The 25,248-nt window shown below is 57.8% G+C and carries 19 protein-coding genes and 2 pseudogenes; 7 read left to right on the top strand and 14 right to left on the bottom strand.

Annotation, left to right across the window (positions count from 1 at the left end; translation table 11 throughout):
- The first annotated feature begins 98 nt into the window (after window positions 1–98).
- Entirely contained in the window at window positions 99–866 is a 768-nt protein-coding gene (locus tag KGA83_RS27355) for a 3-hydroxyacyl-CoA dehydrogenase (RefSeq protein ID WP_108217659.1), read from the top strand.
- Between the two features lie 61 nt (window positions 867–927).
- On the top strand, window positions 928–2,118 hold the full coding sequence (locus KGA83_RS27350) for an acetyl-CoA C-acyltransferase (protein WP_223531314.1): 1,191 nt from the start codon (window positions 928–930) through the stop codon (window positions 2,116–2,118).
- Between the two features lie 323 nt (window positions 2,119–2,441).
- On the opposite strand, the gene KGA83_RS27345 is transcribed toward KGA83_RS27350, so the two are convergent.
- From KGA83_RS27345 to KGA83_RS27330, 4 genes are read right to left on the bottom strand one after another with little or no spacing between them, the layout of a single operon-like run.
- Entirely contained in the window at window positions 2,442–3,530 is a 1,089-nt protein-coding gene (locus tag KGA83_RS27345; protein ID WP_223531313.1) for an ABC transporter ATP-binding protein, read from the bottom strand.
- 39 nt (window positions 3,531–3,569) lie between these two features.
- Complete coding sequence (locus KGA83_RS27340) at window positions 3,570–4,367, bottom strand: ABC transporter permease (protein WP_223531312.1); 798 nt, start codon at window positions 4,365–4,367, stop codon at window positions 3,570–3,572.
- A complete protein-coding gene (locus tag KGA83_RS27335) occupies window positions 4,364–5,284 on the bottom strand; it encodes an ABC transporter permease (protein ID WP_223531311.1) in 921 nt (306 codons plus the stop codon). Before KGA83_RS27335 ends, KGA83_RS27340 begins: the two co-directional genes overlap by 4 nt.
- 23 nt (window positions 5,285–5,307) lie before the next feature.
- Window positions 5,308–6,435, bottom strand: coding sequence for an extracellular solute-binding protein (locus tag KGA83_RS27330; protein ID WP_223531310.1), 1,128 nt, complete (start codon window positions 6,433–6,435; stop codon window positions 5,308–5,310).
- Between the two features lie 432 nt (window positions 6,436–6,867).
- Between KGA83_RS27330 and KGA83_RS27325 the strand changes: the two genes are divergently transcribed.
- The 3 genes from KGA83_RS27325 (at window position 6,868) to KGA83_RS27315 (ending at window position 10,449) form a co-directional block, all read left to right on the top strand.
- Window positions 6,868–7,650 (top strand): creatininase, encoded by a 783-nt coding sequence (locus KGA83_RS27325; RefSeq protein ID WP_108217665.1) that lies wholly within the window; start codon window positions 6,868–6,870, stop codon window positions 7,648–7,650.
- A gap of 79 nt (window positions 7,651–7,729) precedes the next feature.
- Window positions 7,730–9,124, top strand: a complete 1,395-nt coding sequence (gene gabP, locus KGA83_RS27320) for a GABA permease (protein WP_223531309.1) — start codon at window positions 7,730–7,732, stop codon at window positions 9,122–9,124.
- 308 nt (window positions 9,125–9,432) lie between these two features.
- A complete protein-coding gene (locus tag KGA83_RS27315) occupies window positions 9,433–10,449 on the top strand; it encodes a GlxA family transcriptional regulator (RefSeq protein WP_223531308.1) in 1,017 nt (338 codons plus the stop codon).
- A 120-nt stretch (window positions 10,450–10,569) separates the two neighbouring features.
- Here the strand turns inward: KGA83_RS27315 and KGA83_RS27310 are convergent, their stop codons facing one another.
- The 5 genes and pseudogenes from KGA83_RS27310 to lysA all read right to left on the bottom strand — a co-directional run bounded on the left by KGA83_RS27310 (window position 10,570) and on the right by lysA (window position 16,321).
- Window positions 10,570–11,910, bottom strand: coding sequence for an MFS transporter (locus KGA83_RS27310; RefSeq protein WP_223531307.1), 1,341 nt, complete (start codon window positions 11,908–11,910; stop codon window positions 10,570–10,572).
- Between the two features lie 226 nt (window positions 11,911–12,136).
- Complete coding sequence (locus KGA83_RS27305; protein WP_108217669.1) at window positions 12,137–13,348, bottom strand: M24 family metallopeptidase; 1,212 nt, start codon at window positions 13,346–13,348, stop codon at window positions 12,137–12,139.
- Between the two features lie 226 nt (window positions 13,349–13,574).
- On the bottom strand, window positions 13,575–14,600 hold the full coding sequence (locus tag KGA83_RS27300; RefSeq protein WP_223531306.1) for a GlxA family transcriptional regulator: 1,026 nt from the start codon (window positions 14,598–14,600) through the stop codon (window positions 13,575–13,577).
- Window positions 14,601–14,611: 11 nt separating this feature from the next.
- A pseudogene (locus tag KGA83_RS27295) lies at window positions 14,612–14,722 on the bottom strand (serine dehydratase beta chain); the annotation flags it as partial.
- Window positions 14,723–14,965: 243 nt separating this feature from the next.
- Window positions 14,966–16,321 carry a diaminopimelate decarboxylase gene (lysA, locus tag KGA83_RS27290; protein WP_223531305.1) on the bottom strand — a complete coding sequence of 452 codons (1,356 nt, stop codon included), beginning with the start codon at window positions 16,319–16,321 and terminating at the stop codon, window positions 14,966–14,968.
- A gap of 263 nt (window positions 16,322–16,584) precedes the next feature.
- On the opposite strand from lysA, the gene KGA83_RS27285 reads away from it, so the two are divergent.
- Window positions 16,585–17,532 (top strand): LysR family transcriptional regulator, encoded by a 948-nt coding sequence (locus tag KGA83_RS27285; protein ID WP_223531304.1) that lies wholly within the window; start codon window positions 16,585–16,587, stop codon window positions 17,530–17,532.
- Between the two features lie 240 nt (window positions 17,533–17,772).
- On the opposite strand, the gene KGA83_RS27280 is transcribed toward KGA83_RS27285, so the two are convergent.
- The 5 genes and pseudogenes from KGA83_RS27280 to KGA83_RS27260 form a co-directional block, all read right to left on the bottom strand.
- A complete protein-coding gene (locus KGA83_RS27280; protein ID WP_223531303.1) occupies window positions 17,773–18,180 on the bottom strand; it encodes an acyl-CoA thioesterase in 408 nt (135 codons plus the stop codon).
- A gap of 389 nt (window positions 18,181–18,569) precedes the next feature.
- A pseudogene (locus tag KGA83_RS27275) lies at window positions 18,570–18,662 on the bottom strand (slipin family protein); the annotation flags it as partial.
- A gap of 3 nt (window positions 18,663–18,665) precedes the next feature.
- On the bottom strand, window positions 18,666–20,048 hold the full coding sequence (locus KGA83_RS27270; RefSeq protein WP_411741926.1) for an NfeD family protein: 1,383 nt from the start codon (window positions 20,046–20,048) through the stop codon (window positions 18,666–18,668).
- A 385-nt stretch (window positions 20,049–20,433) separates the two neighbouring features.
- A complete protein-coding gene (locus KGA83_RS27265) occupies window positions 20,434–21,069 on the bottom strand; it encodes a response regulator transcription factor (protein ID WP_108217675.1) in 636 nt (211 codons plus the stop codon).
- 10 nt (window positions 21,070–21,079) lie between these two features.
- Window positions 21,080–23,353: a PAS domain S-box protein gene (locus KGA83_RS27260; RefSeq protein WP_223531302.1), complete on the bottom strand. Its 2,274-nt coding sequence runs from the start codon at window positions 23,351–23,353 to the stop codon at window positions 21,080–21,082.
- A gap of 219 nt (window positions 23,354–23,572) precedes the next feature.
- Here KGA83_RS27260 and KGA83_RS27255 point away from each other — a divergent pair, with 219 nt between their 5' ends.
- Window positions 23,573–25,195, top strand: coding sequence for an acyl-CoA synthetase (locus KGA83_RS27255; protein WP_223531301.1), 1,623 nt, complete (start codon window positions 23,573–23,575; stop codon window positions 25,193–25,195).
- Window positions 25,196–25,248: the final 53 nt, after the last annotated feature.

The raw sequence follows: 25,248 nt of genomic DNA, 5'->3' as shown, positions 1-25,248 counted from the left end.
ACCTGAAGTAAACCGGCGGCCGGAACCGATCTGGCCGTTGGGCCTTTTACATGTCAAATAACCGCGTATGCGGTACTGCCAAATTGTGAGGAAACATCATGCGCATCGAAAACTCAGTCTTCCTGATTACTGGCGCAGGCTCTGGACTCGGGCTGGCTTCGGCGCGCGAGTTGGTGGGCCGAGGTGCAAACGTAGTGCTGGTCGATGTGAACGAAGCCGCTGGTGTAGCTCGCGCTGACGAGCTAGGAAAACGTGCGATTTTCGTGCGAGCAGACATCACCTGTGAAAGTGATTGCCGTACAGCCATTGCCTCTGCAGTAGGCGTCTTTGGCGCGTTGCAAGGGGTGATCAACTGCGCGGGTATTGCGCCAGCCGAACGGGTTTTAGGCCGTAATGGCGCACATGGGCTTGAGAGTTTTCGCCGAACTATCGAAATCAATTTGATCGGTAGCTTCAACATGGTTCGCCTTGCTGCTGAAGCTATGGCGGGAGGAGAGCCCGATGAAGAAGGTGAGCGCGGCGTAGTCATAAATACGGCCTCTGTCGCAGCTTTTGACGGTCAGACGGGCCAAGCCGCTTACGCCGCGTCCAAAGGTGGAGTTGCTGCCATGACATTGCCATTGGCTCGCGACCTGGCTCGTTCAGGCATCCGTGTCATGTGCATTGCACCCGGAATATTCGAGACCCCGATGATGGCGGGAATGCCTCGGGACGTGCAGGCATCATTGGCAGCCAATGTGCCGTTCCCTCCACGGCTGGGACGGCCTTCCGAGTACGCAGCGCTGGCAGCGCACATCATCGAAAACTCCATGCTCAATGGTGAGGTGATTCGTTTGGATGGTGCTTTGAGAATGGCCGCGAAATAGTTCGAGCTAAAAGTCTGTGATCGGGCACAAGCCCCCCCAACATGAAACAGAGGATTCAGTTATGAGCCATACCGACCCTATCGTCATTGTCAGTGCTGTCCGAACTCCGTTAGGAGGCTTTCTTGGGAACTTCAAGGAAGTCACTGCTGCGCAGCTGGGTGCGGTAGCAATTCGTGCCGCCGTGGAACGAGCCAGCCTGCAGCCCAGTGACATTGGCGAGGTCATCATGGGATGCGTGCTACAAGCTGGGCAAGGCCAGGCTCCGGCTCGCCAAGCTGCCCTGTTGGCGAATCTTGCGGAGCAAGTGGTGTGCTCAACAGTCAACAAGATGTGCGGCTCTGGCATGAAAGCGCTGATGTTCGGCCACGACCTTCTCCATGCGGGGAGCGCGGAGGTGGTAGTTGCCGGAGGTATGGAAAGCATGTCAAACGCTCCCTACCTGTTGGAGCGAGCTCGCTCAGGCTATCGAATGGGCCACAGCAAGATCATTGATCATATGTTTCTCGATGGGTTGGAAGATGCCTACGAGAAAGGCCGGCTCATGGGCACATACGCCGAAGACTGTGCTCAGAGTTATGGATTCACTCGAGGCCAGCAGGATGAGTTTGCGATCAGCTCGTTGACCCGAGCTCAGAAGGCAATCACCGAAGGGCGTTTCCAGGACGAGATTGTCCCGGTGCAGGCTTCGTCTGGCCGTGAGACGGTTTCGATTGAAAGCGATGAACAGCCGGGTAAGGCCCGGATCGACAAAATTCCTACGTTGAAACCTGCGTTTCGCGAAGGCGAGACGGTGACTGCAGCGAACTCCAGTTCTATTTCGGATGGCTCGGCTGCCCTCGTGCTGATGCGCTTGTCTGAAGCCGAGCGTAGAGGCCTTACACCGTTGGCCCGGATAGCAGGTCATGCATCCTACGCGCACGCTCCCGGCCTCTTTGCCTGCGCTCCGGTCGGTGCGATTAAACGCTTGCTGGAGCGAACCAACTGGTCAATGCAGGATGTTGATCTCTTTGAGATCAATGAGGCCTTTGCCGTGGTTCCCATGGTTGTTATCCGAGACTTGAACGTCGGACATGAGCAATTAAATGTCCACGGTGGGGCATGCGCTTTGGGGCACCCGATTGGCGCGTCAGGCGCGCGTGTTGTTGTTACGTTGATAAATGCCTTGAGGCAGAACACGCTAAAGCGTGGCATCGCATCTGTGTGCATTGGTGGCGGCGAGTCGACCGCGATTGCTATCGAACTCCTCTCATAGAGGAGCGTTGACTGGCCGTAATAAGTCTCCCGCTGCGCCTCGGAAATCTTTTTTTTGCGCAAAGGATTTGTTTGTGAACTACCAGCCCCGAAAGGGGTTGGCTTGATCACGCGCTGAATACGGTCAACACAACGCCTGGCCAGAAAGAAGGGATGCGAGCATTTGTGGAGAAACGCGCAGCCAGGTTTTGAGCGTCGGTGTTGCGAGTTTAACGCTGCAGAATCCAGGAGATACCGTGGCAGAGAAAGAACTGGGGACTGTCAGATTTTTTGTGTGCGGGCCGGTAACGGCCTGCCGCTAGGCAGGCCCTGATTTTCACCAGGTCAGCCCCCACGCAGAATCAGCGCATCTGCGCCATCCCACTCGGCGAAGATTTTTTGCCCGCAGTGCACGCCAGGCAAGTTGTAATCGGCATGCCGTTTCTGCACCTGCAACTCAAGCCCGCCACTGGCTTCGAGATAAATATTGACCATCGAGCCGATGAACTCTTCACCGACCACGGTGCAGTTCAGCCGGTTGCGTCGCATAGGCTGCGCGGTCAAGTCGATATGCTCGGCGCTTACGCAGACTGTAACGCGCTCAGCGGGAACTACCGTTTTACCCTCAGGCAGCCGCGCCAGGAATCCACCATGCTGCGAATCGAGGCAAACCAACCCGCTATCGTCGAAGCCAACGACAGTGCCTTCAAGGATGTTTTTACCGCCAACGAACTCGGCAACGAAGCGGTTGTGAGGCTCAAGGAAAACCTCCTGAGGCGAGCCGATCTGTTCGACCCGGCCTCGACTCATGATCACTACTCGATCGGCCATTGCAAAGGCTTCGGATTGACTGTGAGTGACGTAGACAAAAGTGATACCCAGGTCCTTCTGCAGTCCAGTCAGCACGCCTTGCATGCGCACACTCAGATGAGCGTCGAGGGCGCTCAGGGGCTCGTCGAGCAGCAGGATCGGCGGCTCGGTGACCAACGAGCGCGCCAACGCCACGCGTTGCCGCTGGCCACCGGAGAGCAGGCTTATATCGCGAGTGGCGAACTCCTCCAATCCGAGCCGCTCAAGCCACAGTAGCGCCTTCTTGCGTCGCTCAGCCTTGGCCATCCCTCTCATTCGCAGACCGAACTCGACATTCTCCAGCACGTCAAGAAACGGGAACAGCGCCAGGTTTTGCCAGACCAGCGGCGTCTCCCGTTCCCAGGAGTAGAGATCATTGATGCGCTCACCGTTAAGACGAATTTCGCCTTCACTGGGCTTATCCAGCCCCGCGAGCATGCGCAGCGTTGTGGTCTTGCCGCAGCCGCTCGACCCCATGATCGCGACGAACTCACCTTTGTAAATCTCCAGGTTCATACGCTCGACAGCCTGATAGCTACCGAAATGTTTAACCACGTTGTCGAATACCACCAACGGTTGAGTCATGGCTGAATCCTTCGTGTTCGGATGATTGTCAGGGTGGTATCAGGCACTGGCGGGCTTACGCCGCCGCATCAACAGCAGTTGCGCGAGGATCACCAGGGTCATGGTCGTGATAAAGACGATGGTGCCGATCGCGTTGATGGTCGGGCTCACCTGCCCTTGCAGCGTATTGAGGATGCGCACAGGCACCGTTTCGTTAAGCCCCGACACGAACCAGGCGACAGCGAACTCATCGAAGGAAACGGCCATGGTCACGAACAGCGCGGCGAAAATGCTCGGCGCCGTGAATGGCAGGATCACATGACGCATGGCCTTCCACTGGTTGGCTCCCAGGTTCCAGGCCGCCGCCTCAATGTTCGGATCCATCTGCGCCAGGCGCATCCTGATGACCGCCATTGCGAACGGAGCGCACATCACGATATGGCTGATCATCACCGCGTAGATCTCGCCGGAAAGCCCGACCCGCGACAGGAAAGCCAGCATCGCCAGCCCCATGATCACCACCGGAATGGTGGGCGGCAGTAGCGCGAGCGCCATATAGATTGACTTGCCGAAGAACGGGTAACGGAAGTCTGTGTAAGCCGCCGTAAACCCAAGCAGGGTTGATACCAGCGACACGACCACACCCACCGTCAGGCTGTTCCTGAATGCCTGCCAGACCGCCGGATCGCTGGCGATCGTCTCGTACCAGTGCAGGCTGAACCCGCCCAGTGGCAAGGAAGGGAAACGGTCAATGTTGAACGAGAACACGAAGCTGCCGGCAATCGGCAAAAAGATGAAGAGGAACACCAGTACGACAAAGCTGCGCAGCAAGAAGTTAATCAACCGATGCTCGTTCATGCGCGCCTCCGGTAAGCGAAGCGAACCGCACCAAAAGCCACGATGAGCAACGTCACAATCATCATCGTTGCGATCACCGCCGCGCGTGGCCATTGCTGGCCCGACTTGGTGGTGTCAGTGATCAGCGTACTCAAGGTCGGCGGCTGACCACCGCCCAGGTAGAGCGGGCTGACAAAGTCGCCGAAGCTCAGGATGAAACAAAACAGTGCCGCGACGACAATGCCGATCCGCGCCGACGGCACCACCACCAGCAGCACCGTTCGCAATCGTCCGCAGCCGAGGTTGTGCGCGGCCTCGATCAACGAACGATCGATGTACATCAAGCTGAACAGTTGCAGCAAAACCACCAATGGCAGGCACAGCGTGAAATAACCGACATAAGTACCGAACGCCGAATTCAACATGGCAAACGGCTCTATCCCAAGCAGACCAAGCGCGGCATTGAAGATGCCGTTATCGCTGAGGAACACCTGCCATGAATAAGTGCGCACCAGGTAGCTGGTGAAGAACGGAGTGACCAGCAGCAACACCAGCAGCTGCTTTGCCGACTCGCGAAACTTGAAGGCGATTGCATAAGCGCAGGGAAAGGCCACCAGGCTGACCAGCACAGTGGCACCTGCCGCCATGGCGAGTGTATGGACGTAGGCGTCCCAAAAAAAGGCGCGACTGAGCATATAGCTCCAGTTGAGCCATTCGAACGTCGGCACCATCCGGAAGTTACGTACAAGCCAAAAGCTGATGGCCACCAGAAACGCCAGCGGGAATACGAAGAACATCAATTGCCAGATCAGGATAGGCATCGAGAAACAGAGGCCAAACCAGGGCAAGCGCCACACCCTCCTTGAACGGCGCTCTGTTCGGGCACCGGCATTACCGGAGAGTACCGACGGCGAAGCCTTCAACTTGTCTGAAATCATAGCGACCACCTCCACTCGTCTCGTCAAGCACCCTTGTATTGCGACCAGAAGTCATTCCACTCATCCAGACTCTGCCGGACCGGGAGTTCGCGGTACTTGATACGACCATCGCGGATGTCATCCATGACGTTGCGCTGACCGAGCAGCATGCCTTGGCGCTTCGCCTCGGCGAGATCGGTCTGGTTCAGCAGTTCCCAGCCCTTTTTGCTCGGGATCAGCGCGGGATAAGCAGCCATCTTCGCCGACTTGACCTGGCCTTCAGGTGAGGTGATGTATTGGATGAACTTCTTCGCCAGCTCCGGGCTGTGTGCTTTTTTAGCGATGCAGTAAGACTCCGTCCATTGCAACCCGCCCTCCTTGGGCAATACGGTTTTCACCGGTGCGCCGGCACGTTGCAAGACACCGGTGATCCAGTCGCCGATGCCGCACATGGCATGGATCTGACCATTCTTCAGAGAAGAAAAGGTTCCGCCGTAATCGAAGAAGCCACCGATTTGCGCACGCAAGCTCATCATCTTCTGCTGCACCGTTTGCCAGTGCGCGGTATCGATGTCGTACGGGCGCGCGTTGCCATTCATCAAGCTGATCTGTCCGAGATTCGGCAGGTGCCAGTCGAAGTGTCCAACCTTGCCCTTGAGGCTTTCGTCCCAGAACACGTCATAGCTGTGCACCTTGGTTTCGGGAACGAGTTGAGTGTTGTAGGCGATGCCGAGGAAGCCAAAGCGAATCAGGACCGAGTAGAGCTTGTCCCCCTGCCAGTGGCCGGGAAAATGCTGGAACTCCGGGTAGAAGTCATCGAAGGGGTAGTCAGCGGGGTCAAGTTGCTCGATGTACTCGGCGGCATTGAGTTGCTGGACGTATTCGGCGTCGGACAGGATCAGGTCGAAAGTGCCGGGCGGGGACTGTGAGATCAACCCCAGCATGTTGTCGCCGCCGGTGTAGTACTTGGCCCGGACCTTGACCCCATATTGGCGCTCGAAATCAGCGACGATGTCCGGTTCTGCGTGTCCGGCCCATGCGAGTATGACCAGTTCTTTTTCCACTGCGGCGAAGCTTCTCAAGGGCAGCAAACCAGAAAGCGCTGCGGTGCCTGCCAGGATGCTGGAGGTCTTGAGGAATGTACGGCGTGAAAGGTCGATGCGATTTTTCATTATTGTCTCGCCTGGTGATGGAAAGTGGCTCTGATGAAAAGTGCTCCTGTCCGTCTCATCCTTTTGCTCTTGCCTGCTGCCTGCTATCGCTGCCAACCACAGCATCATTCGCTGGCTGGATGCATTGCAGCAGGTCGCCATCACCCGTTTTTGTGCGCGCTCGACCTGGACTTTGTCAGATCCGACTCATGCCCCTTCTCACGCAAAAGCGACGAGCCCCAATCCGATAACCGGACAGAAATGACAAACCAGAGGGTGTTTTGTCATTTACGGGTCGGATTTAGACAATTCTGCACCCTCCCCCTCTGATCGAATTGATCCATGCGCCGCCTTCGATTCCTGCAATCTGGAAGGTCAGTCAGACGATAGGCAAACGCCCCCAACCACCGGTTGAAAATCACCAACGGTCAAACACTTTCAGAGGGTGTGCAGATGAACAACAGTGTCGTTATTGGAGAACTCACCTGGCCTGCGTATGCAGAGAAGGTCGCTGCCGGCAGCCCGATCTTTCTGCCCGTGGGTGCACTGGAACAGCATGGACATCACATGTGCATGGAAGTCGATGTGCTGCTGCCTACCGCGATATGCAAGGCGGTAGCGCAGAATGTCAGCGGCCTGGTCTTGCCTGCCCTTGCCTATGGCTACAAGTCTCAGCAGAAATCAGGCGGCGGCAACCACTTCCCGGGAACAACCAGCCTCGATGGCGCCACGCTGACCCATACCGTGCAGGACATCATCAGAGAACTTGCCCGCCATGGCGCACGCAAACTGGTGATGATGAACGGGCACTTTGAAAACTCGATGTTCATTGTCGAGGGCATAGACCTTGCCCTTCGGGAACTTCGCTACGGTGGCATCAGTGACTTCAAGGTCGTCGTGCTGTCCTATTGGGACTTCGTCAACGACCCTGCCGTCATCGAAAAGTTATATCCCGAGGGATTTCTCGGCTGGGATATCGAGCATGGCGGTATTTTCGAAACCTCTTTGATGCTGGCCCTGCACCCCGACAAGGTCGATCTGAGTCGTGCGGTTGATCATCCTCCCGCGACCTTCCCGCCTTACGACGTCTTTCCCATCATTGCCGAGCGCACGCCGGCCTGCGGAACACTGTCATCCCCTAAAGGTTCCAGTCGCGAGAAAGGCGAGCTGATTCTCGAAGTCTGTGTCTCTGGCATCAGCGCCGCTGTGCGCGAGGCTTTTGATCTGGACACCTGAAGAACACACGGACGTGCCCAAACGAGTACTCACGGTTATTGCTTCACCCTCCCCAAATAAAATAAAAAGGGTAAGTCTCATGTCCAGCAGCTCAACCTTGGCCCCAGGCCTCAAGCAGCGTCACGTCACCATGCTTTCCATTGCCGGTGCCATTGGCGCCGGCCTGTTCATCGGTTCAGGACACGCCATCGCCTCGGCGGGGCCGGCCGCCATCCTGGCGTACATTTTTTCCGGCACCCTGGTCGTGCTGGTGATGCGCATGCTGGGAGAGATGGCCGTAGCGTCGCCCGATACAGGATCGTTTTCGACCTACGCCGAGCGGGCGATGGGACGCAGCGCCGGCTTCACCATCGGCTGGCTGTACTGGTGGTTCTGGGTACTGGTCATTCCGATTGAAGCCATCGCCGCTGCCGCCATCCTGCACGCCTGGTTTCCCGCCATTCAGACCTGGGAGTTCGCCATAGCGGTCACCGGCCTGCTGACATTGACCAACCTGTTCAGTGTCGCCCGGTACGGGGAGTTCGAGTTCTGGTTCGCCATGCTCAAAGTCATCGCGGTTCTGGGGTTTATCGCGCTTGGCGCGCTTGCCCTGGTGGGCGGATTACCGGATACGACGGTGAGTGGAGTCGTTCAACTAAGTCATGAGTTCGGAGGTTTCATGCCCAATGGCATGACCGCCGTCATCGGCGCGATGCTCACCACCGTGTTCAGCTTCATGGGCACGGAAATCGTCACCATTGCCGCTGCCGAATCGCAAAACCCCGCCAAACAGATCACCCGCGCGACCAACTCCGTCGTCTGGCGAATGGGGATTTTCTATATCGTCTCGGTATTCCTCATCATCTCCATCGTCCCCTGGAACGACCCCATGCTCATGGAAGTCGGCTCTTATCAGAGGGCGCTCGAGTTGATGAACATTCCACACGCGAAAATGATCGTCGATATCGTCGTGCTGATTGCTGTCGCCAGCTGCCTCAACTCAGCCATCTATACCGCGTCACGCATGGTCTACTCCCTGAGCAAACGCGGTGATGGTCCTCGAGTACTGCAGAAGACGTCGACTTCAGGGGTGCCTTATATCGCGGTGCTGGCCAGCACCGCGGTCGGTTTTCTGACCACGGCGCTCAATTACTTTGCACCCAACGAAGTCTTCTCCTTCCTCCTGGCCAGCTCCGGTGCCGTTGCGCTGCTGGTCTATCTGGTCATCGCTGTTTCGCAACTGGTACTGCGCAAGAAGATGAATGCTTCGGGGCAACCGATCGCGTTCAAGATGTGGTTTTTCCCCTGGCTCAGCTACCTGGTCATTGCCTGCATCTTGAGCATCCTGGTGATCATGCTGATCTTGCCGCAGCATCGCATGGAAGTTGTAGCGACAGGTGCGCTGACACTGTCCATCGTCTGTATGGGCGCAATCTTCAACTCCAGGAAGAAGACAGTGCAAGCCGTCGACATCGCACGAACCGAAAACGCTTGAAGCGCTATCCACGATAGCAACACTCATCCTCGTTCACCTCTTTCCGGCCGCTCTCCACCACGGAGCTGGCCGGTTTTTTTGTTGATCCTCATGCCTTACTCCCCACGTTTTCTACGCCCCCCTTCGGCCAATCGAGACTCATGACATCTTGCGTGCGAATTCCTTTCGTCACGGTCCATTGTCCGGACACACACAGTAAAATCCTGAAGCCTGTAAACAGGGCTTACAATCACAAAAACGAGATGACGTTGCCCGTATCGGCAGCTTGCCGCGGCGCATGTCACTGATGCAGTTGAGGAGCGGTAATAATGGCGAAACTCCAGGTGGTGAAACCCGCCGCAGGACGTTCGGCGAATGAACAACGACCGGTGAAAACCGTGGGTTTCCTGGTCATCCCCAACTTCACCACCATCGGCTTCGCCTCCGCCGTGGAAACACTGCGCATGGCCAACCTGGCCGCGCGCAAACCGCTGTTCCGCACGGTCATCATCGCCGCCAGCCTGGAGCCGGTGACGGCCAGCAACGGCATGCGCATCCTGCCTGACCATACCATCACCGACGCACCCAGACTCGACATGCTGTTCGTTGTCGGATCAAACCCGATCGTCTCCAATCACAGCAGCCGACCACTGCTCAATTGGCTACGCAAGCTGGCGCATGATCAGGTACCACTGGGCGGGATCTGCACCGGCAGCCACTTGTTGGCGCGCGCCGATCTGCTCAAGGGCTATCGCTGCACGATTCACTGGGAAGACATCGAAGCACTGAAAGAGCGTTTTCCGGGGATCATCATTTCCAACCAGTTGTTCGAGCTGGACCGTGATCGCTACACCTGCTCCGGTGGCGTGGCCTCCATGGACATGACCCTGCAGTTGATCGCCCGCGAACCTGGTGGTCGCGATATCGCAGCCCATGCGGCCGAGTTGTTGTTGTGTGATCGGGTACGCAATGCACAGGAACAACAGCGTGTGCCATTGCGGCAAAAGCTGGGCACCTCGCAGCCCAAGCTCAGCCAGATGGTAGCGATCATGGAAGCCAATCTCGAGGAGCCGGTGGGCCTTGAGGAACTTGCGCGGTTGAACGAGGTGTCGGTGCGCCAGCTCGAACGCCTGTTTCACAAGCATCTGCAGCGCACGCCGAGTCAGTATTACCTTGAATTGCGTCTTGCACGGGCACGTCAATTATTGCTGCGCAGCGAATCGCAGGTACGTGATATCGCCCTCGCCTGCGGCTTCGTTTCGCCTGCGCATTTCTCCAAATGCTACAGCCGTTTCTTTGGCGTATCGCCGATGGGTGAGCGCAAGCAGGTAGCGGCGGTGCATTGATTGAATGACCTCATCGCGAGCGGGCTCGCTCCCACGGTTGACCGTGTTGTCCAGGCGGACGCGGTTCAATGTGGGAGCGAGCCCGCTCGCGAAGGCATCTATGAAATCACCGGATGGAGATCAGTCCTGCAACGCCTTATGCGCCGTTTCCCGGCTCGCCAGCATGGCAATCAATGCCACCGCCGCTGCCGCCAGCAGATACCAGGCCGGGGCCATTTTGTTGCCGGTCAGTTGAATCAGCCAGGTTGCGATAAACGGCGCGGTGCCGCCGAACACGGCATTGGCGATGTTGAAACTGAAGGCAAAACCACTGAAGCGGACGCGGGTGGGAAATATCTCGGCGAGGAAGCACGGCAAGGTGCCGTCGTTCATCGCCAGGATCGCGCCGAAAGCAATCTGGATCATCAGAATCACGATCAGCGGCTGATTCTCCAACATCCCGAAAAGCGGAAATGTCAGCGCCAGGAACAATATTGAAGCGCTCAGCAGCATGGTTTTGCGCCCGAACCGATCCGACAGTTTGCCCATCAGAAAGATCAGCCCGATGTAAGTCGCCAGCGATACCGTGGATGCCAGGAACGAATCACTTTCGCTCATGCCCATTTCGGTGGACAGGTAGGTCGGCATGTAGCTGAGCAACAAGTAGAACGCCACCGCATTCAGGCAGGTCGCGCCGATCCCGATCATCACACTGCGTCGGTGCACGGTCAGCAATTCGCGAACCGGAGCGTGGGTTGCGCATTCCTTTGCTTCAAGGCGTTTTTCCATCTCCAGGAACTTGGGCGTGTCTTGCAGACTCATGCGGATGTAACGCCCCACGAGCCCAAATGGCGCTGCCAGCAGAAAGGGTAAACGCCAGCCCCAGCTGTGCAGATCCTCGACACTCATCCACGCATGCAGGCCGGCGACAAAGACCGCGCCGAAGAGCAAACCTGCCGCCGTACTCGCCGGGACAATGCTGGTGTACAAACCGCGTTTACCCTCGGGCGCATACTCGGCGAGAAAGGCCGAGGCCCCGGCGTATTCACCTGAAGCGGAAAAACCCTGGAACAAGCGAATCAGCAACAACAAAGCCGGAGCCCACAGGCCGATATGGTTGTAGGTCGGCAGGACACCGATGCAAAAGGTCGAGATCGACATGATCAGAATCGACCAGGACAGCGCACTACGCCGCCCGTATTTGTCACCGAAGTGGCCCCAGACCAGTCCCCCCAGCGGGCGGACGATAAACGACAGCGCAAACACGGCGAACGTCGCCAGTAGCGCGGTCGTCTTGTCGGTTTGCGGAAAAAACGTGAGCGCGATGACGGTTGCCAGGTAGCCGTAGGCCGCATAGTCGAACCACTCGACGAAATTACCCATGAAGCTGGCACTGGCCGCGCGCCGCAGGGCCTTGCGCTCGGCGGTCTGTTCAAGTTTCTGCGCCAGGGTCGGCGTCAGGCTTGCGCTTTGGGTGCTCATTGGGCACCTCCGGTGTCAGAGGTGTGGTGATCGAAACGAAGAGTCGAGGCGTAGAACATGACAAAACCCTCTATTGTTTTACTTGGCAGGGTCAAGGCTCGGTAAATGCTGCGCGCTATTTAGTGCGCATGCATTGTTTTGTTCCGGTTTATCTCAGCCACCGGGAAGATTTTTCGCCACTCGTCAAAGCAAAACGCCGCACAGGTTCACTGTGCGGCGCGGGATCTTACTTCTTGATGATGTTGTGTTCCGGGCCATACGGGAACTTGGTGATGTTTTCCCCACCCTGTTCGTTGACAATCAGGATGTCGTGTTCACGATACCCGCCGGCACCCGGAAGGCCCTCGGGCAGCATGATCATCGGTTCAATGGACACCACCATCCCTGGCTCCAGCACCGTGTCGATGTCTTCGCGCAATTCCAGCCCGGCTTCGCGCCCGTAGTAATGGCTCAGCGTACCGAAGGAGTGGCCGTAGCCGAAGGTGCGGTATTGCAGCAGATCGTGTTCCAGGAAAATCTCGTTCAGTTGCAGCGCGATATCGCAGCAGCGCATGCCTGGCTTGATCAGCTTCAGACCCGCCTCGTGCACTTTGACGTTAACTTCCCATAAGCGCAGATGCTCATCGGAGCAGTGGTCCAGGAACAAGGTACGTTCCAGTGCGGTGTAGTAACCGGCAATCATCGGGAAGCAGTTAAGGCTGAGGATGTCACCCTTGTTGACCTTGCGCGACGTGACCGGGTTATGTGCACCATCGGTGTTGATACCGGACTGGAACCAGGTCCAGGTGTCCATCAGTTCGGAATCCGGGAAAGTGCGGGCAATTTCGCGCACCATCGCCTGAGTGGCATGCAGGGCAACTTCGTATTCTGGCACCTGATCACGCAAGGCTTCGACGATGGCCGCACCGCCGATGTCCGCGATGCGCGCGCCATGGCGAATGATCGCGTGTTCTTCGGCGGACTTGATCATGCGCATACGCATGCACGGTGCGGCGATATCCACCAGCTCAGCCTGCGGATAGCGGCTGGCGAGTTTGTCGCGATTGAGCAAGTTCAGATGATCGAACTCGATGCCGATGCGCCCGGCCTTGGGCAAGGCCTGCTGGATCGCGACGAAGTAGTTGTCGCGCTGCCAGTCGGTGTAGACGATGTTTTCAGTGCCGACGGTACGGCGCCATGGCTGACCGCCATCGATGTTGGCGCTGATGGTCACGGCGCTGTCCTGGGTCACGACCAGCGCGTACTGACGCCCGAAGGAGCAGTACAGGAAATCGCTGTAGTAGTTGATGTTGTGATAAGACGTGAAGACTGCCGCGTCGATATTGTTCTGCGCCAGATAAGCCCGCAATTTGGCCTGGCGGTTGGCATATTCCTGAGCCGAGAACGTCGGATTCACTTTTTCGCCGTTCTTGATCTGGATGGTTTTCGGCATTTGCATGTCATTTATCCTTGTCATTGTTTGAGCAACAGAAGGCGCCAATCTGGCGAGCCGCTGAAGATCATTCGAACAGATGCAAGGTGAGGTTTTTTGTGCGAATCCGACCTGTAGTTGGTCATACCCGCTGTTTGCGAATGTGGTTGCCGAGCCCCCGGCAGAAACAAAAATGCCCCCGGCAAGCGCGGTAAAAGCCGCTTGGCGGGGGCATTGGCAAAGGACAACGCAGTCAGTGCGCGAGCGTGCTTGCTCGCGATGTGGCCGGTGCGTTCAACATTGCTACCCGCTGATTCTGCGCCTTCGTGAGCAAGCTCGCGCCCATATGATCGCGAGGGTGTGCTCCGAAGTATTGGCGATAGCAGCGCGAGAAATGTTGCACCGAGACGAAACCGCACTCCCCGGCGACATCTGACAAGGAATGTTCACCGGCCCGCAACAACTGGCGCGCCTGTTGCAGCCGCAAGTCCAGGTAGTGTCGGGACGGCGAACAACCCAGACTGCGCTTGAACAGCCGTTCCAGATGTCGCCGGGAAATGCCCATGGTGTCGGCCAGTTCGTCGATACCCAGCGTTCGGCGCAAGTGCTCGTTCATCAATGCCAGTGTTGCTTGAAGTTTTTCCGGGGCGTCATGCAAGGGAAGTAGCGGCCGGGCCTGGCGTGCTGCATGTTTTTCCATCCGCAGTATCAGACCACGACCGTGGGTCCGGGCGAGAAGCTCGTGCATCAACCCTTGAACGGCCTGCGGGCCGACGCAGGTCAGACGTTGGCGATCGACACAGAACGGTGCTGCTACCGGCGTCAACTCGCGCAAAGCAGCAAAGGTCAGTGATGGGGTGGGCTGCGGCAAGCTGCAGCGGAAACCATCCAGCGCGCCAATCTGCGCCAGTAGCCAACCGGCCTTACCCAACGCCCCCAGGCTGATCGGTTGCCTCGCCCAGTGGTTCAGCTGCTGGAGCAAGTCTGGATTTTCAGTTTGAAGTTGCAGGTTATCCCCACCGCAGAGGATTAATACATCGAACGTTTGTGCCTGATCCAGTCGTGCGGTGGCGGTTGCGATGCCGTTGCTGGCGTTCAGTTGCTGTCCGTCCAGGCTAAGCATTTGCCATTGGCAAACATTGCACCCCGCCAACTGATTGGCCTGGCGCAATGGCTCCAGCGCATTGGCAAGGCCATACAAATCGAAGGCTTCCATCAACCAGAAACCAATACGCAGCATCGGCGGTTGTGGCCGGCCAGACTCGGTCAATTGCAGCATGTTCCACTCCCCCGTTGGTCAAGATACTCAACAAACAAAGCCCCGGCACGCATCGGGCCGACGGTATGGGAGATGGAGGGGCCGACACCCATCTTGAACAAGTCAAAAACACTGATAGCCATCGTCGATCTCCGCGCCGCATCAAAGGTGTCAGGAATTCACCCGATTGTCGGCGTCAGGAATCATCAAGGCGTGTCAGATATCGACCCCTAAGTGTTCGTCACTACCAAGGGCGAGCTGGATGTGTTGCTCGCAGGAGCCTTGGAGACAAACTTGCCTGAACTGACCCTCAATTTTTTCCACCACGCGGCTCATCGACGGCAAGACATCATCGATCCGATAGATCTTCGCTCGCATCCCTTGTATTACTTAACCAGCTTCAAACTTTCAGCATCAGACTTGACTGTTTCAATGCCGTCCATTTCCCGGGCAACGAGATCCTCGTAGCGCTCTCTCTGGCGCACGACTTGATAGTGCTCGCCCATGACCACCACTTCAGCCGGACGAACTTTCGAGTTGTACTGGCTGGCCATGCTCATCGCGTAGGCACCCGCTGAAAAAATGGCCAGGGTGTCATGTTCCGAAAGCGTCGGCAGCGGACGCGACAACGCGAAAAAATCCCCTGTTTCACAAATCGGCCCAACCACATCCACCGGCGACAATGCCCCGTCTGGCCAGGGTTGCGAAGGATTGGTCGCGTGCGTCCAGTGCCCATTGAAATGGCCGTATCGGATCGGCCACATGGCATGGTGGGCACCGTACAGTGTAGGTCTGAGCAAGATGTTCATGCCGGCATCGACAATGACAATCTGACGGTCCCAGCCATCCTTGATGTATTCGACGCCGGTCAGCAACACGCCGGCATTGGCGCTGATCGAGCGACCGGGTTCGATCACGAACCGCAGGCCGCGCGCCTTGAGTCCCTTAAGCCGGTGAGAAATGACGCGGCCCATTTCCTGCAACGAAATGCTATCGGAATGGGAGGCCTCGTATATGGCTGGAAAACCACCACCGATATTGATCGTATCGACTGTGCCGCCCGCCTGTTCCACCTCATCCAACAACGTCTCGATGACCTCAATGCAAGCCAGGTAAGAAGCGCTGTCATGGATAGGCGAGCCAATGTGCGCATGGATTCCGACAACGTCGACGTTGCTGTACAAACCCTTTGCGTAAAGCCGCGCCGAACGCGTCACCGGAATGCCGAATTTGGTTTGGCGTCCACCTGTAGATGTTTTTTGTGGGGTATCACGGTCAGCAACGTCGGGATTGATCCGAATAGAAACCCTGGCCCTGCAGCCGCACTGACCCGCAATAGCATCGATCCTTGCCAGTTCCCCCTCAGACTCGACATTGAACTGATAGACGCCTGCCTCCAGTGCATATTTGATTTCTTGCGCAGACTTGCCCACCCCGGCAAATACAATGGTTTCGGGGCGAGCACCGGCCAGCAGGGCTCGATAGATTTCGCCACCACTGACGACGTCCAGACCCGCGCCGTGCTCCACCAGAAACTTCAGGATGCTCAAGTTGCTGCAGCTTTTGACTGAAAAACAAATCAGCGGGTCAATCAGAAAAAAAGCATCGCGCATGCTTTGCAAGTGCGACGCCAAGGTACTCAATGAATAAACAAACAAGGGTGTACCCAACTTTTCAGCCAGGCTGTCCAGGTTCACCCCTTCGGCATGCAGAACACCTTGTTTGTAGCTGAAACCGTCCATTCGAACCTCTCTGAAAAACCCGGCAGTAAAATAGTCATTGCATGTTTTTTAATGTCAGTCATGCGGCGAGGCGTCGCCAATTCAATTCAACCTGCCGCTCTCGCACAAATAAGCACCAATAATCCAGAGCATTTGCTTAAGTGCTGAACTTGCTTGCTGGCTATTATCTGCAACGTACATTCAGATTAAAAATATCAATTTACTCATAATCGATTCATATCTGATATGGTCAAACCCTCCCCATCACCGAGGCAAGGATCGCCATGGCAACGCTGAACTTCAGGCATATCGAGATATTCTGGGCGGTCATGACGACAGGTAGCGCGACAGCCGCCGCAGCCCTGCTGCGCACCTCACAGCCGACAATCAGCCGAGAACTGGGCAGGCTTGAGTCGGTGACCCAGTTGACGTTGTTCAAACGCGCCAATGCCAAATTGATCCCGACCGAACAAGCGCTGATGCTCTTCGACGAAGTCAAAAGGGCTTATTTTGGCCTTGAGCGGATAGCCAAAGCGGCTGACGCCATTCGCCAGTACAGGCACGGGCAGATCACCATCGTTTGCCTGCCTGCTTTCTCCCAGGCCATGGCGCCCTCTGTCTGCAAACATTTCCTCGATCAATACCCCGGCGTGGGAGTCAGCATCACTCCCCAGGACTCTCCCCTGCTCAACGAGTGGCTTTCTTCACAGCGCTTTGATCTGGGGCTTATCGAGGACACTATTGCCCCTCGCGGCACAGACCTGGAGACCATCTTCACGTCGGACATTGTCTGCATCTTGCCCACCGACCACCGACTGTGTGAAAAAGCCGTCCTGTTCCCCGAGGACTTTGAAGGCGAACACTTTATTTCTCTGGCAACCAACGACCCCTATCGCAACAAGATCGACAGTTTTTTCGACAGCCTCGGAATCAACAGACAGTTGGTGGTTGAAACGCACAGCGCAGCGGCAGTCTGCGCGACGGTGGCCCTAGGGGTCGGCATTGCAATCATCAACCCGCTCACAGCACTGGCCTACGCCAAACTTGGGCTGAAAATTCGCGGGCTGTCACTTTCCATTCCGTACACCGTCAGTGTTGTTCGCCCGCAGCACCGCCCCTATTCGCCGCTGGTCGACAACTTCATAAGCTCATTGAGGCATTGCTGCCAGGTGCTGACCCGTCAGCTCCAATCAATCACTGACAGCGCAAACAGACCGCACCCAGACCAGTGACAACTCACCCGGTCATATCGAAGCGAGCCCTGGAGAAAACCGGGGCGGCATGGGGCCGCGCACCGTCGCGGAGTTCGTCACCAACTGCGGCTGGGACTACGTATTGAACTGCCTGGATCGCGGGATCAGCAGGCTGCCGCATGAAGCAGATCTACCTCAGCCAGCCAATGTTCCCTGGATGGCTGTGGAGCGCAAGACAGTCGCCTGCCCAGCTCTATCTCGTCCGAGCGACTACAACGCTCAAGACTGGAGCAGCGCCCTCAGTTGCTCTGGAACCTCAATCACTTCCCTGGTGACCGGCGAGATGCAAACGTGTGTAAGGCTAGAAGTAAATGCCATGACATCTGGCGCTACATTACCCTCGACTAGAAATGTGAACGAGTGAAGCCCAATACTGGAAACACTTACCTTCATGGAAAGTTCGTCATCCCAAGTGACCGGATGAAGAAACTCTAGCGAGAAGGCCCTTGCTGGAGGCAGTAGGTTAAAACCTAGCAGGGTTCTTAATCCGGGACCGGAAAGCCAGACCGTAAGGGCATCATGAATGGCCTCGACAACGAAATACGAAAACCTGGGTGTATAGACAATCCCCTCCGGATCACAGTCGCCGAACAATACCCTTCTCTTAATAGTCACTGAGTTCGACACAAGATCAATCCTTAATATTGAGTGACAGAGCTCAAACAACCACGTCGCAGCGCCTGTTTGTCCGGGGTAGACGATACCTCCCTCTCATCTCTAATGCATAGCCGCTATAGCGGCAAGGATGAAGTCATGCCTGAAATAAAGGAACGGCCGATCTTGTTCTCGGCCCCGGAGAACGGTTCTCTTTAAAGCCATCACGCCGTTTCATCGGCTTTGGATACGCAACTTAAATCTTTTTACATAACTGAAAGAAATAAACGATCTAACCAGTACCGACTTATTTCTCTTCTCCGCCGGGAGACGGACCATACTCCCCCCTATTATGTAAAAACTCGAGAGACTTCAACGTCTCTTGCTTCTCCGTAATCACCGACAGCCTGGTAATCCCCGCCCCCGCGCTCGTATTCGCGCAGAATCCGGACGGCCGAGAACACCAACACAAGGAGCAGGGCTGGCAGCGCGCCAAAACCCAATTCGACGAACATGGATCAACCTCCTCGCGGTGGCGTTTCATCCGATGCAATGACCTCCAGCATCAAACCCGTGCGCGCCACCACCCGGACCTGTTGGCCCAGGTGCAGGGGCGAGCGGCTCCGCACTTGCCATTTTTCGCCCTGCAGTTGCACCCAGCCGCTCATCGGCAGACCCGGCAGCAGCCCCGTCACCGTAGCCAGGCTGCCGACCAAGCCCGCATCGCCGCTGACCAGGGCACGGCGTCGGGCCTTGAGCGCCATGCCGACCAGAGTCATCAGCAACAGGGCGCTGATCAGTGCCATGCTGATGATCAGCGCCAACGGAATGCCGAAACCCGGTACATCGGTGTCCATCAAAATCACTGCGCCGACTACAAAGGCAACCACCCCACCCAAACCGATTACACCGAAACTCGGTAGAAACGCCTCGGCGATCATGAAGGCGATCCCCAGCAGAATCAGTCCGACCCCGGCGTAATTCACGGGCAACAGTTGCAGGGCATACAGCCCCAGCAACAGGCAGATGCCACCGAGTACCCCTCCGACGCCTGATCCCGGGCTCATGAATTCGAATATCAGGCCATAGACCCCGAACATGATCAGCAGCAATGCCACGCTGGGGTTTGTGATCACCACCAACAGTTGTGTGCGCCAATCAGGCGCTTGGTCGATGAGCGTAGCCCCGGCGGTGCTCAGCCTCAACGTTTGACCGGCGACATTCAGGTTCTTACCGTCCAGTTGCTTGAGCAGGTCTGCCACGTCATTGGCCACATAATCGACCACCTTGAGTTTGAGCGCTTCGTCGGCCGACAAGCTGAGCGATTCACGTACCGCTTGTTCGGCCCAGTCGGCATTGCGTCCGCGCAATTGCGCAAGACCACGGATGTAAGCCGCCGCATCGTTGATCTGTTTTCGAGTCATGGTGTCTCGTAGCTCAGGCGGAGAATTCTTGTCAGTGGTGGGTGAGCGAGGTGGTTCGGGTGCGGTCCCGGGTAGGCCGCCGATCTGCACCGGCGTAGCGGCGCCCAGGTTGGTACCCGGGGTCATGGCGGCAATGTGGCTGGCATACAAAATATAGGTGCCGGCGCTGGCCGCGCGTGCGCCACTAGGGGCAACGAAACTGGCCACTGGCAGGGGGCTGGCCAGAATCGCCTTGATGATCGAGCGCATCGAAGTGTCCAGCCCGCCGGGGGTGTCGAGGTTGATGACCACCAACTGTGCGCCCTCGGTCACCGCACGTATCAAGCCGCGTTCCACGTAGTCGGCACTGGCCGGACCAATAGCATCGTTGACGGTCAGAATCACGACACTGCCCGCAGCCGACACCGTCGTCGAAACCGTCGGTAGCCAGACCAGCATCATTACCAAAAGCAGGCGGCGCCACCAGTGACTGTTCACGGGACCCTCCCAGGAGCGGGTTCGGCAGTCTTCAGCCTTCACTTAAAGCGTAGTTGAGTCAGCCATAGGCGATACAGGCGCGGCGGTCAGTGCAGGGCAAGTGCCAGAACTGTTCGCCAGGATCTCATGTCACCCTACTGTGCCTCTTGGAGGGAAAATGGTGTACCAAAACAATCTGGACTCTACGGGCTGAACTGGATGTTGCGTAGGAGCGTGTTTTTCGCGCCGACTTTGATTGCCGCATCTGCACGAAAGTGTTTTTACACAGCCTCGGCCAGTAGCGGACGGTCACTGTGAGCCGGTAAACACCGCTTGCCAGTCAACGTCATTCCGCGAGGACCATGATGAAGTGGACGACAACATTGGAAATATAAAGAGCGAGGGATCAACGCAACTTCAGCGGATCGACCATCTGCGCCGCGATGGCCATGCCCACCAGTTCCGGCAACGTGTTGGCCTGCATGCGTTTCATGACGCGCGCGCGATACAGATCAACGGTTTTTGCGCTCACGCCCAGTTGCTCCGCGATTTCGCGGGTGGTGTACCCCTGCACCAGCGGTAACATGACATCGCGCTCGCGCGGGGTCATGCTCAGCAAGCGCGCCTGCAAGGCTTCGTGACCCTGGTTGCCCGAACGGTTGGCGGCACAGTTGCTGAGCGCCTGTTGCACGCTGTCCAGCAACAGCTGCTCGTTGTAGGGCTTCTCGATAAAGTCATGGGCACCGGCCTTGAACGCGCGCACTACGATCGGCACATCCGCATGCCCGCTGACGAAGATGATCGGCAGGTTCAGTTGGCGCACACGCATTTCCTCCTGCACGTTCAAGCCGCCCATACCGGGCATGCGCACGTCGAGCAACACGCAGGCATCGAGGCTTGCATCGCAGGCATCGAGGAACGCGACGCCACTGGTAAACGGCAAAGCCTTGAGGCCGACCGACTCCAACAACCAGACCGTCGATTCGAGCATGCCCTGGTCATCATCGACCACGTACACAACCTGCTCCGTTACACCTGCCATTACCTGATTCCTATTGTTGTTGTTTTGTCGGGCCGGCCAGCGGCAAGCGGCAACACATCAGCAGCCCGACGGGCTGACGCCGGGCATTCAGTTCGCCACCGAAACCTTCGATAATGCTGCGGCTCATGGACAGACCGAGCCCCAGACCATCGGCCTTGCTGGTGTAGAACGGGGTAAATATCTGTTCCAGTTCCGGCTCGCTGACGCCTGGCCCCTGGTCTCGCACACGGATTTCCACGCAGGCGCCACTGCCCTGCTCCACGGTCATCACGATCTGCGAAGGTAGCCCGGGATGTTGCTCACGGTTGGCGTCGATGGCATTGCGCAACAAATTGAGCAGAACCTGTTCCAGCAACACGCGGTCGGCATAAACGGGTGGCAGATTATCCGGCAGTCGATCCTCGATTGTCACTTGGCAATTACTCGCCTCCCAGGCACACAAGCGCACGGCTTCGCGGGCGACGTCAGTCAAGTTCAGCGCCTGCATGCGCCGCTGTCCCTTGCGCAAAAAGGAGCGCAAACGCCGGATCACTTCGGAGGCGTGGGTGGCGTGATGGGTAATGCGTTCCAGGCCCTGGGTCACTCTGGCAGCGGCCTGGGGATTGGAATCCAGTGTCTGTAGATAGCGCTGGCTCGCATTCGCATAATTGACCACGGCAGCCAGCGGCTGGTTGATTTCGTGGGCGATCCCCGAGGCCAGTTCACCGAGGGTAACCAACCGTGCGGTGTGTGCCAGCTCATCCTGATGACGGCGCTGTTGCTCTTCCCGCAGCTCGCGTTCAGTCATGTCGCGCGCGACCAATGAGTAATATCGCTCGCCCCCGGCGGAACGGTGCGCCAGCAGTACCAGCGACACCGGCACCGATGTGCCGCCACCCGGTGGTTGCAACCGCGCATCGGTGCTCCAGACACCGTCGCGCTCGGCGCTCTGCCAGCCATCGCGTTGCAGACGCGCAAGGTCGCCGCTGGCGAACAACGCGGCCAGGGACGGCATGGGTTGTTGCTCATCAATCCCGAGGATCCGGCGCGCGGCTGGATTGAGGTAAGTGACCTGGCCCTCGGGGGCGATGAACAACACCGGATCGATGTTGGCCTCGACCACTTCGGCCAGGCGTCGCTTGTTCTCCTCGGCCTGCACTCGGGCGGTGATGTCCCGGGATACGCTGACGACTTCTACCACCGTCCCGGTGTAGGTTTCCCGGATCGCCCGGCTGGCAGTTTCGAACCACAGGTAATGGCCGTCGCGATGGCGGATGCGATAAGTCATGGTGTGATAGCCATCCTGCTCCAGCGCATCACGCGCGCGCTGCACCAGACCGGCCAGATCCTGGCCATGAAACAGGCCCTGGGCCAATTGCCCGCGCAACTCTTCGGGCCAGTAACCAAGCAAGGTCCAGGATGCCGGGGACGCATCGATAACGTGCCCATCCGGCGTGTGACGGGAAATCAGGTCGGTCGTGTTTTCGATGATCAGCCGGTACAGCCGCCGTGCGGTGGCCGCTTCACGCTCCGCAAGCACTTGGGCCGTGGCGTCGCGGCAACGGGCGAGCACTCGGTTGTCCTGGGGGTCGGGGATGAACGTCCAGATCAGGATCTGCGCTTCAAACTGAGCCTCGACGCCTTCGATGGCGCGTTGCTGGTCCAGGCAGGCACGCACCAGCACCCGATGATTGACCGGTAAAAAACCCAACACATCGGTCAGCGACTTCTCGGCGAGCAGTGCCATCAGTGCCGCGTTGAACTCCAGCGGTCGACCTTGTGCATCGAGCAACAGGCTCGGTTGTGGATCGTGGCCCAGCAGCGGCGAACCACGCAGCATGCCGTTGACGCTGCTCAGCAGCGTCGTCAGCAAATCCTGCACCCAGCCCAGCCAATCGAGACTCACGCCCTCGCACACCTGCACCAGCAACAACCCCGGCTGCCCCGGCTGCAAGGCCAGATCGAATACCTGGCCATGGCTGATCGCGGCCCGCCGCAACCGGCCGGACAACCAGCAATCGAGTTGACGGACTTGAGACAGGTCCAGGCGCCCTGCCTCGACCAGATGCTCGAAAAGCAACTGGTCGCTGGCCAGCGCCGGATCGCCAAGTCCCGGCGGAAAATGCTGGGCGGTGCCCTCATGGCTGTAGATCCGCGCATTGGGCTGCCAACTCAGGTAAACCGCCCGCTGCACCTCGGGACAATCCTGCAGCGCCCGACACAACGCATCGGCCCGGGCGGCCAGAGACACGCCCTCGCGCTGCAGGCGCAACCAACTGTGCAATCGAACGGGAGTCAGGATCATTGCGGGTCCACTTCGTCAGGGAAACCAAGCATATACCAGCCTTGGAGGGCTGGCGGCGGCGATTTGGAGTCAAAAGAATAAAATATAGTATATATACTATATAACATAGGTTGTACTTCCATATTCACAGCAGAATGTTATATAAGGTAATCCGGACTTTGAAGGTGGCCTCGGCGAGGTCAACCATAGAGCTAACAATCAGCCATCGAGTACCCGCACATGTCTATCTATGACCAGGGCCTAGGCCCTTCGGCTGTGAACCACATAGCCTTGTCTCCGCTCAGTTTCATCGAGCGCACCGCTAGCACTTATCCTGATCACACCGCCGTTATCCACGGTTCGATTCGTCGCACCTGGGCGCAGACCTACACCCGTTGCCGACGTCTGGCCTCGGCGCTGGCCGGTCGCGGTATCGGCAAGGACGACACGGTCGCGGTGATGCTGCCCAACATTCCCGAGATGCTTGAAGTGCATTTCGGTGTGCCGATGATCGGTGCCGTGCTCAACCCGCTCAACGTCCGCCTCGATGCCGAGGCGATCGCCTTCATGCTGCAGCATGGCGAGGCCAAGGTGTTGATTACCGACCGCGAGTTCCATGATGTGATCCAGGCGGCGCTTGGCATGCTCGATCACCCGCCTCTGGTGATCGACGTCAATGACCCGGAATACGGTGAAGGTCAGGCCGCGAGCGACCTGGACTACGAAGCGCTGTTGGCCGAAGGCGACCCGGCATTCGACTGGCAATGGCCGGTCGACGAGTGGCAAGCCATTTCGCTGAATTACACGTCAGGCACCACCGGCAACCCCAAGGGCGTGGTCTACCACCATCGCGGCGCTTACCTGAGCGCATTGGGCAACCAGATGACCTGGGCCATAGGCAACCATCCGGTGTACCTCTGGACCCTGCCGATGTTCCATTGCAATGGCTGGTGCTACCCATGGACCATCACCGCCCTGGCAGGTGTGCACGTATTCCTGCGCCGGGTCGATCCACAGAAAATCCTCACACTGATCCGCGAGCATCAGGTCACTCACCTGTGCGGTGCGCCGATCGTGCTCAATGCACTGGTGAACATGCCCGAATCAGCCAAAGCGGCCATCGATCACCCGGTCAACGCCCTGGTTGCGGGCGCTGCGCCACCGGCCAAAGTGATCGGTGCCGTCGAAGAGATGGGCATCAAGGTCACTCACGTGTTTGGCCTGACCGAAACCTATGGCCCGGTGACGGTCTGCGCCTGGCACGCCGAATGGGATGAGTTTTCTCTGGAGAAGCGGGCGCAAATCAAATCGCGACAGGGCGTGCGCTACCCGACGCTGGAAGGCGTGATGGTCGGCGATAGCACAACGCTGGAGCCAACCCCGCGCGACGGCCAGACCATCGGAGAGATCTTCCTGCGCGGCAACACTGTCATGAAGGGTTACCTGAAGAACCCGACCGCCACTGCCGAAGCGTTCGAGGGCGGCTGGTTCCACACCGGTGACCTGGCCGTCTGGCATCCCGACGGTTACGTCGAAATCAAGGACCGGCTCAAGGACATCATCATCTCGGGCGGCGAGAACATCTCCACCATCGAACTCGAAGGCGTGCTCTATCGCCACCCGGGTGTGATGGAAGCAGCCGTGGTCGCCCGTCCCGATGAGAAATGGGGCGAAACGCCCTGCGCCTTCGTCACCTTGAAGGCTGATCACCAGGACGTTCGCGAGGCCGACATCATCAGTTTCTGCCGTGAGCATCTGGCCGGATTCAAGGTACCGCGAACAGTGGTTTTCACGCTCTTGCCGAAGACTTCCACAGGCAAGATCCAGAAGTACGTGTTGCGCGACCGGGCCAAGGCGCTCTAACCCCATCTGACATTGCATCCATCAAGCAGCAGGTGTTTTACCTGCTGCTGCGG

It is taken from the genome of Pseudomonas sp. GL-R-19, from assembly GCF_019956375.1.
Taxonomy (GTDB): Bacteria; Pseudomonadota; Gammaproteobacteria; order Pseudomonadales; family Pseudomonadaceae; genus Aquipseudomonas.
Note: the sequence above shows the minus strand (reverse complement) of the source record. Positions and strands in the feature narration are given on the sequence as shown.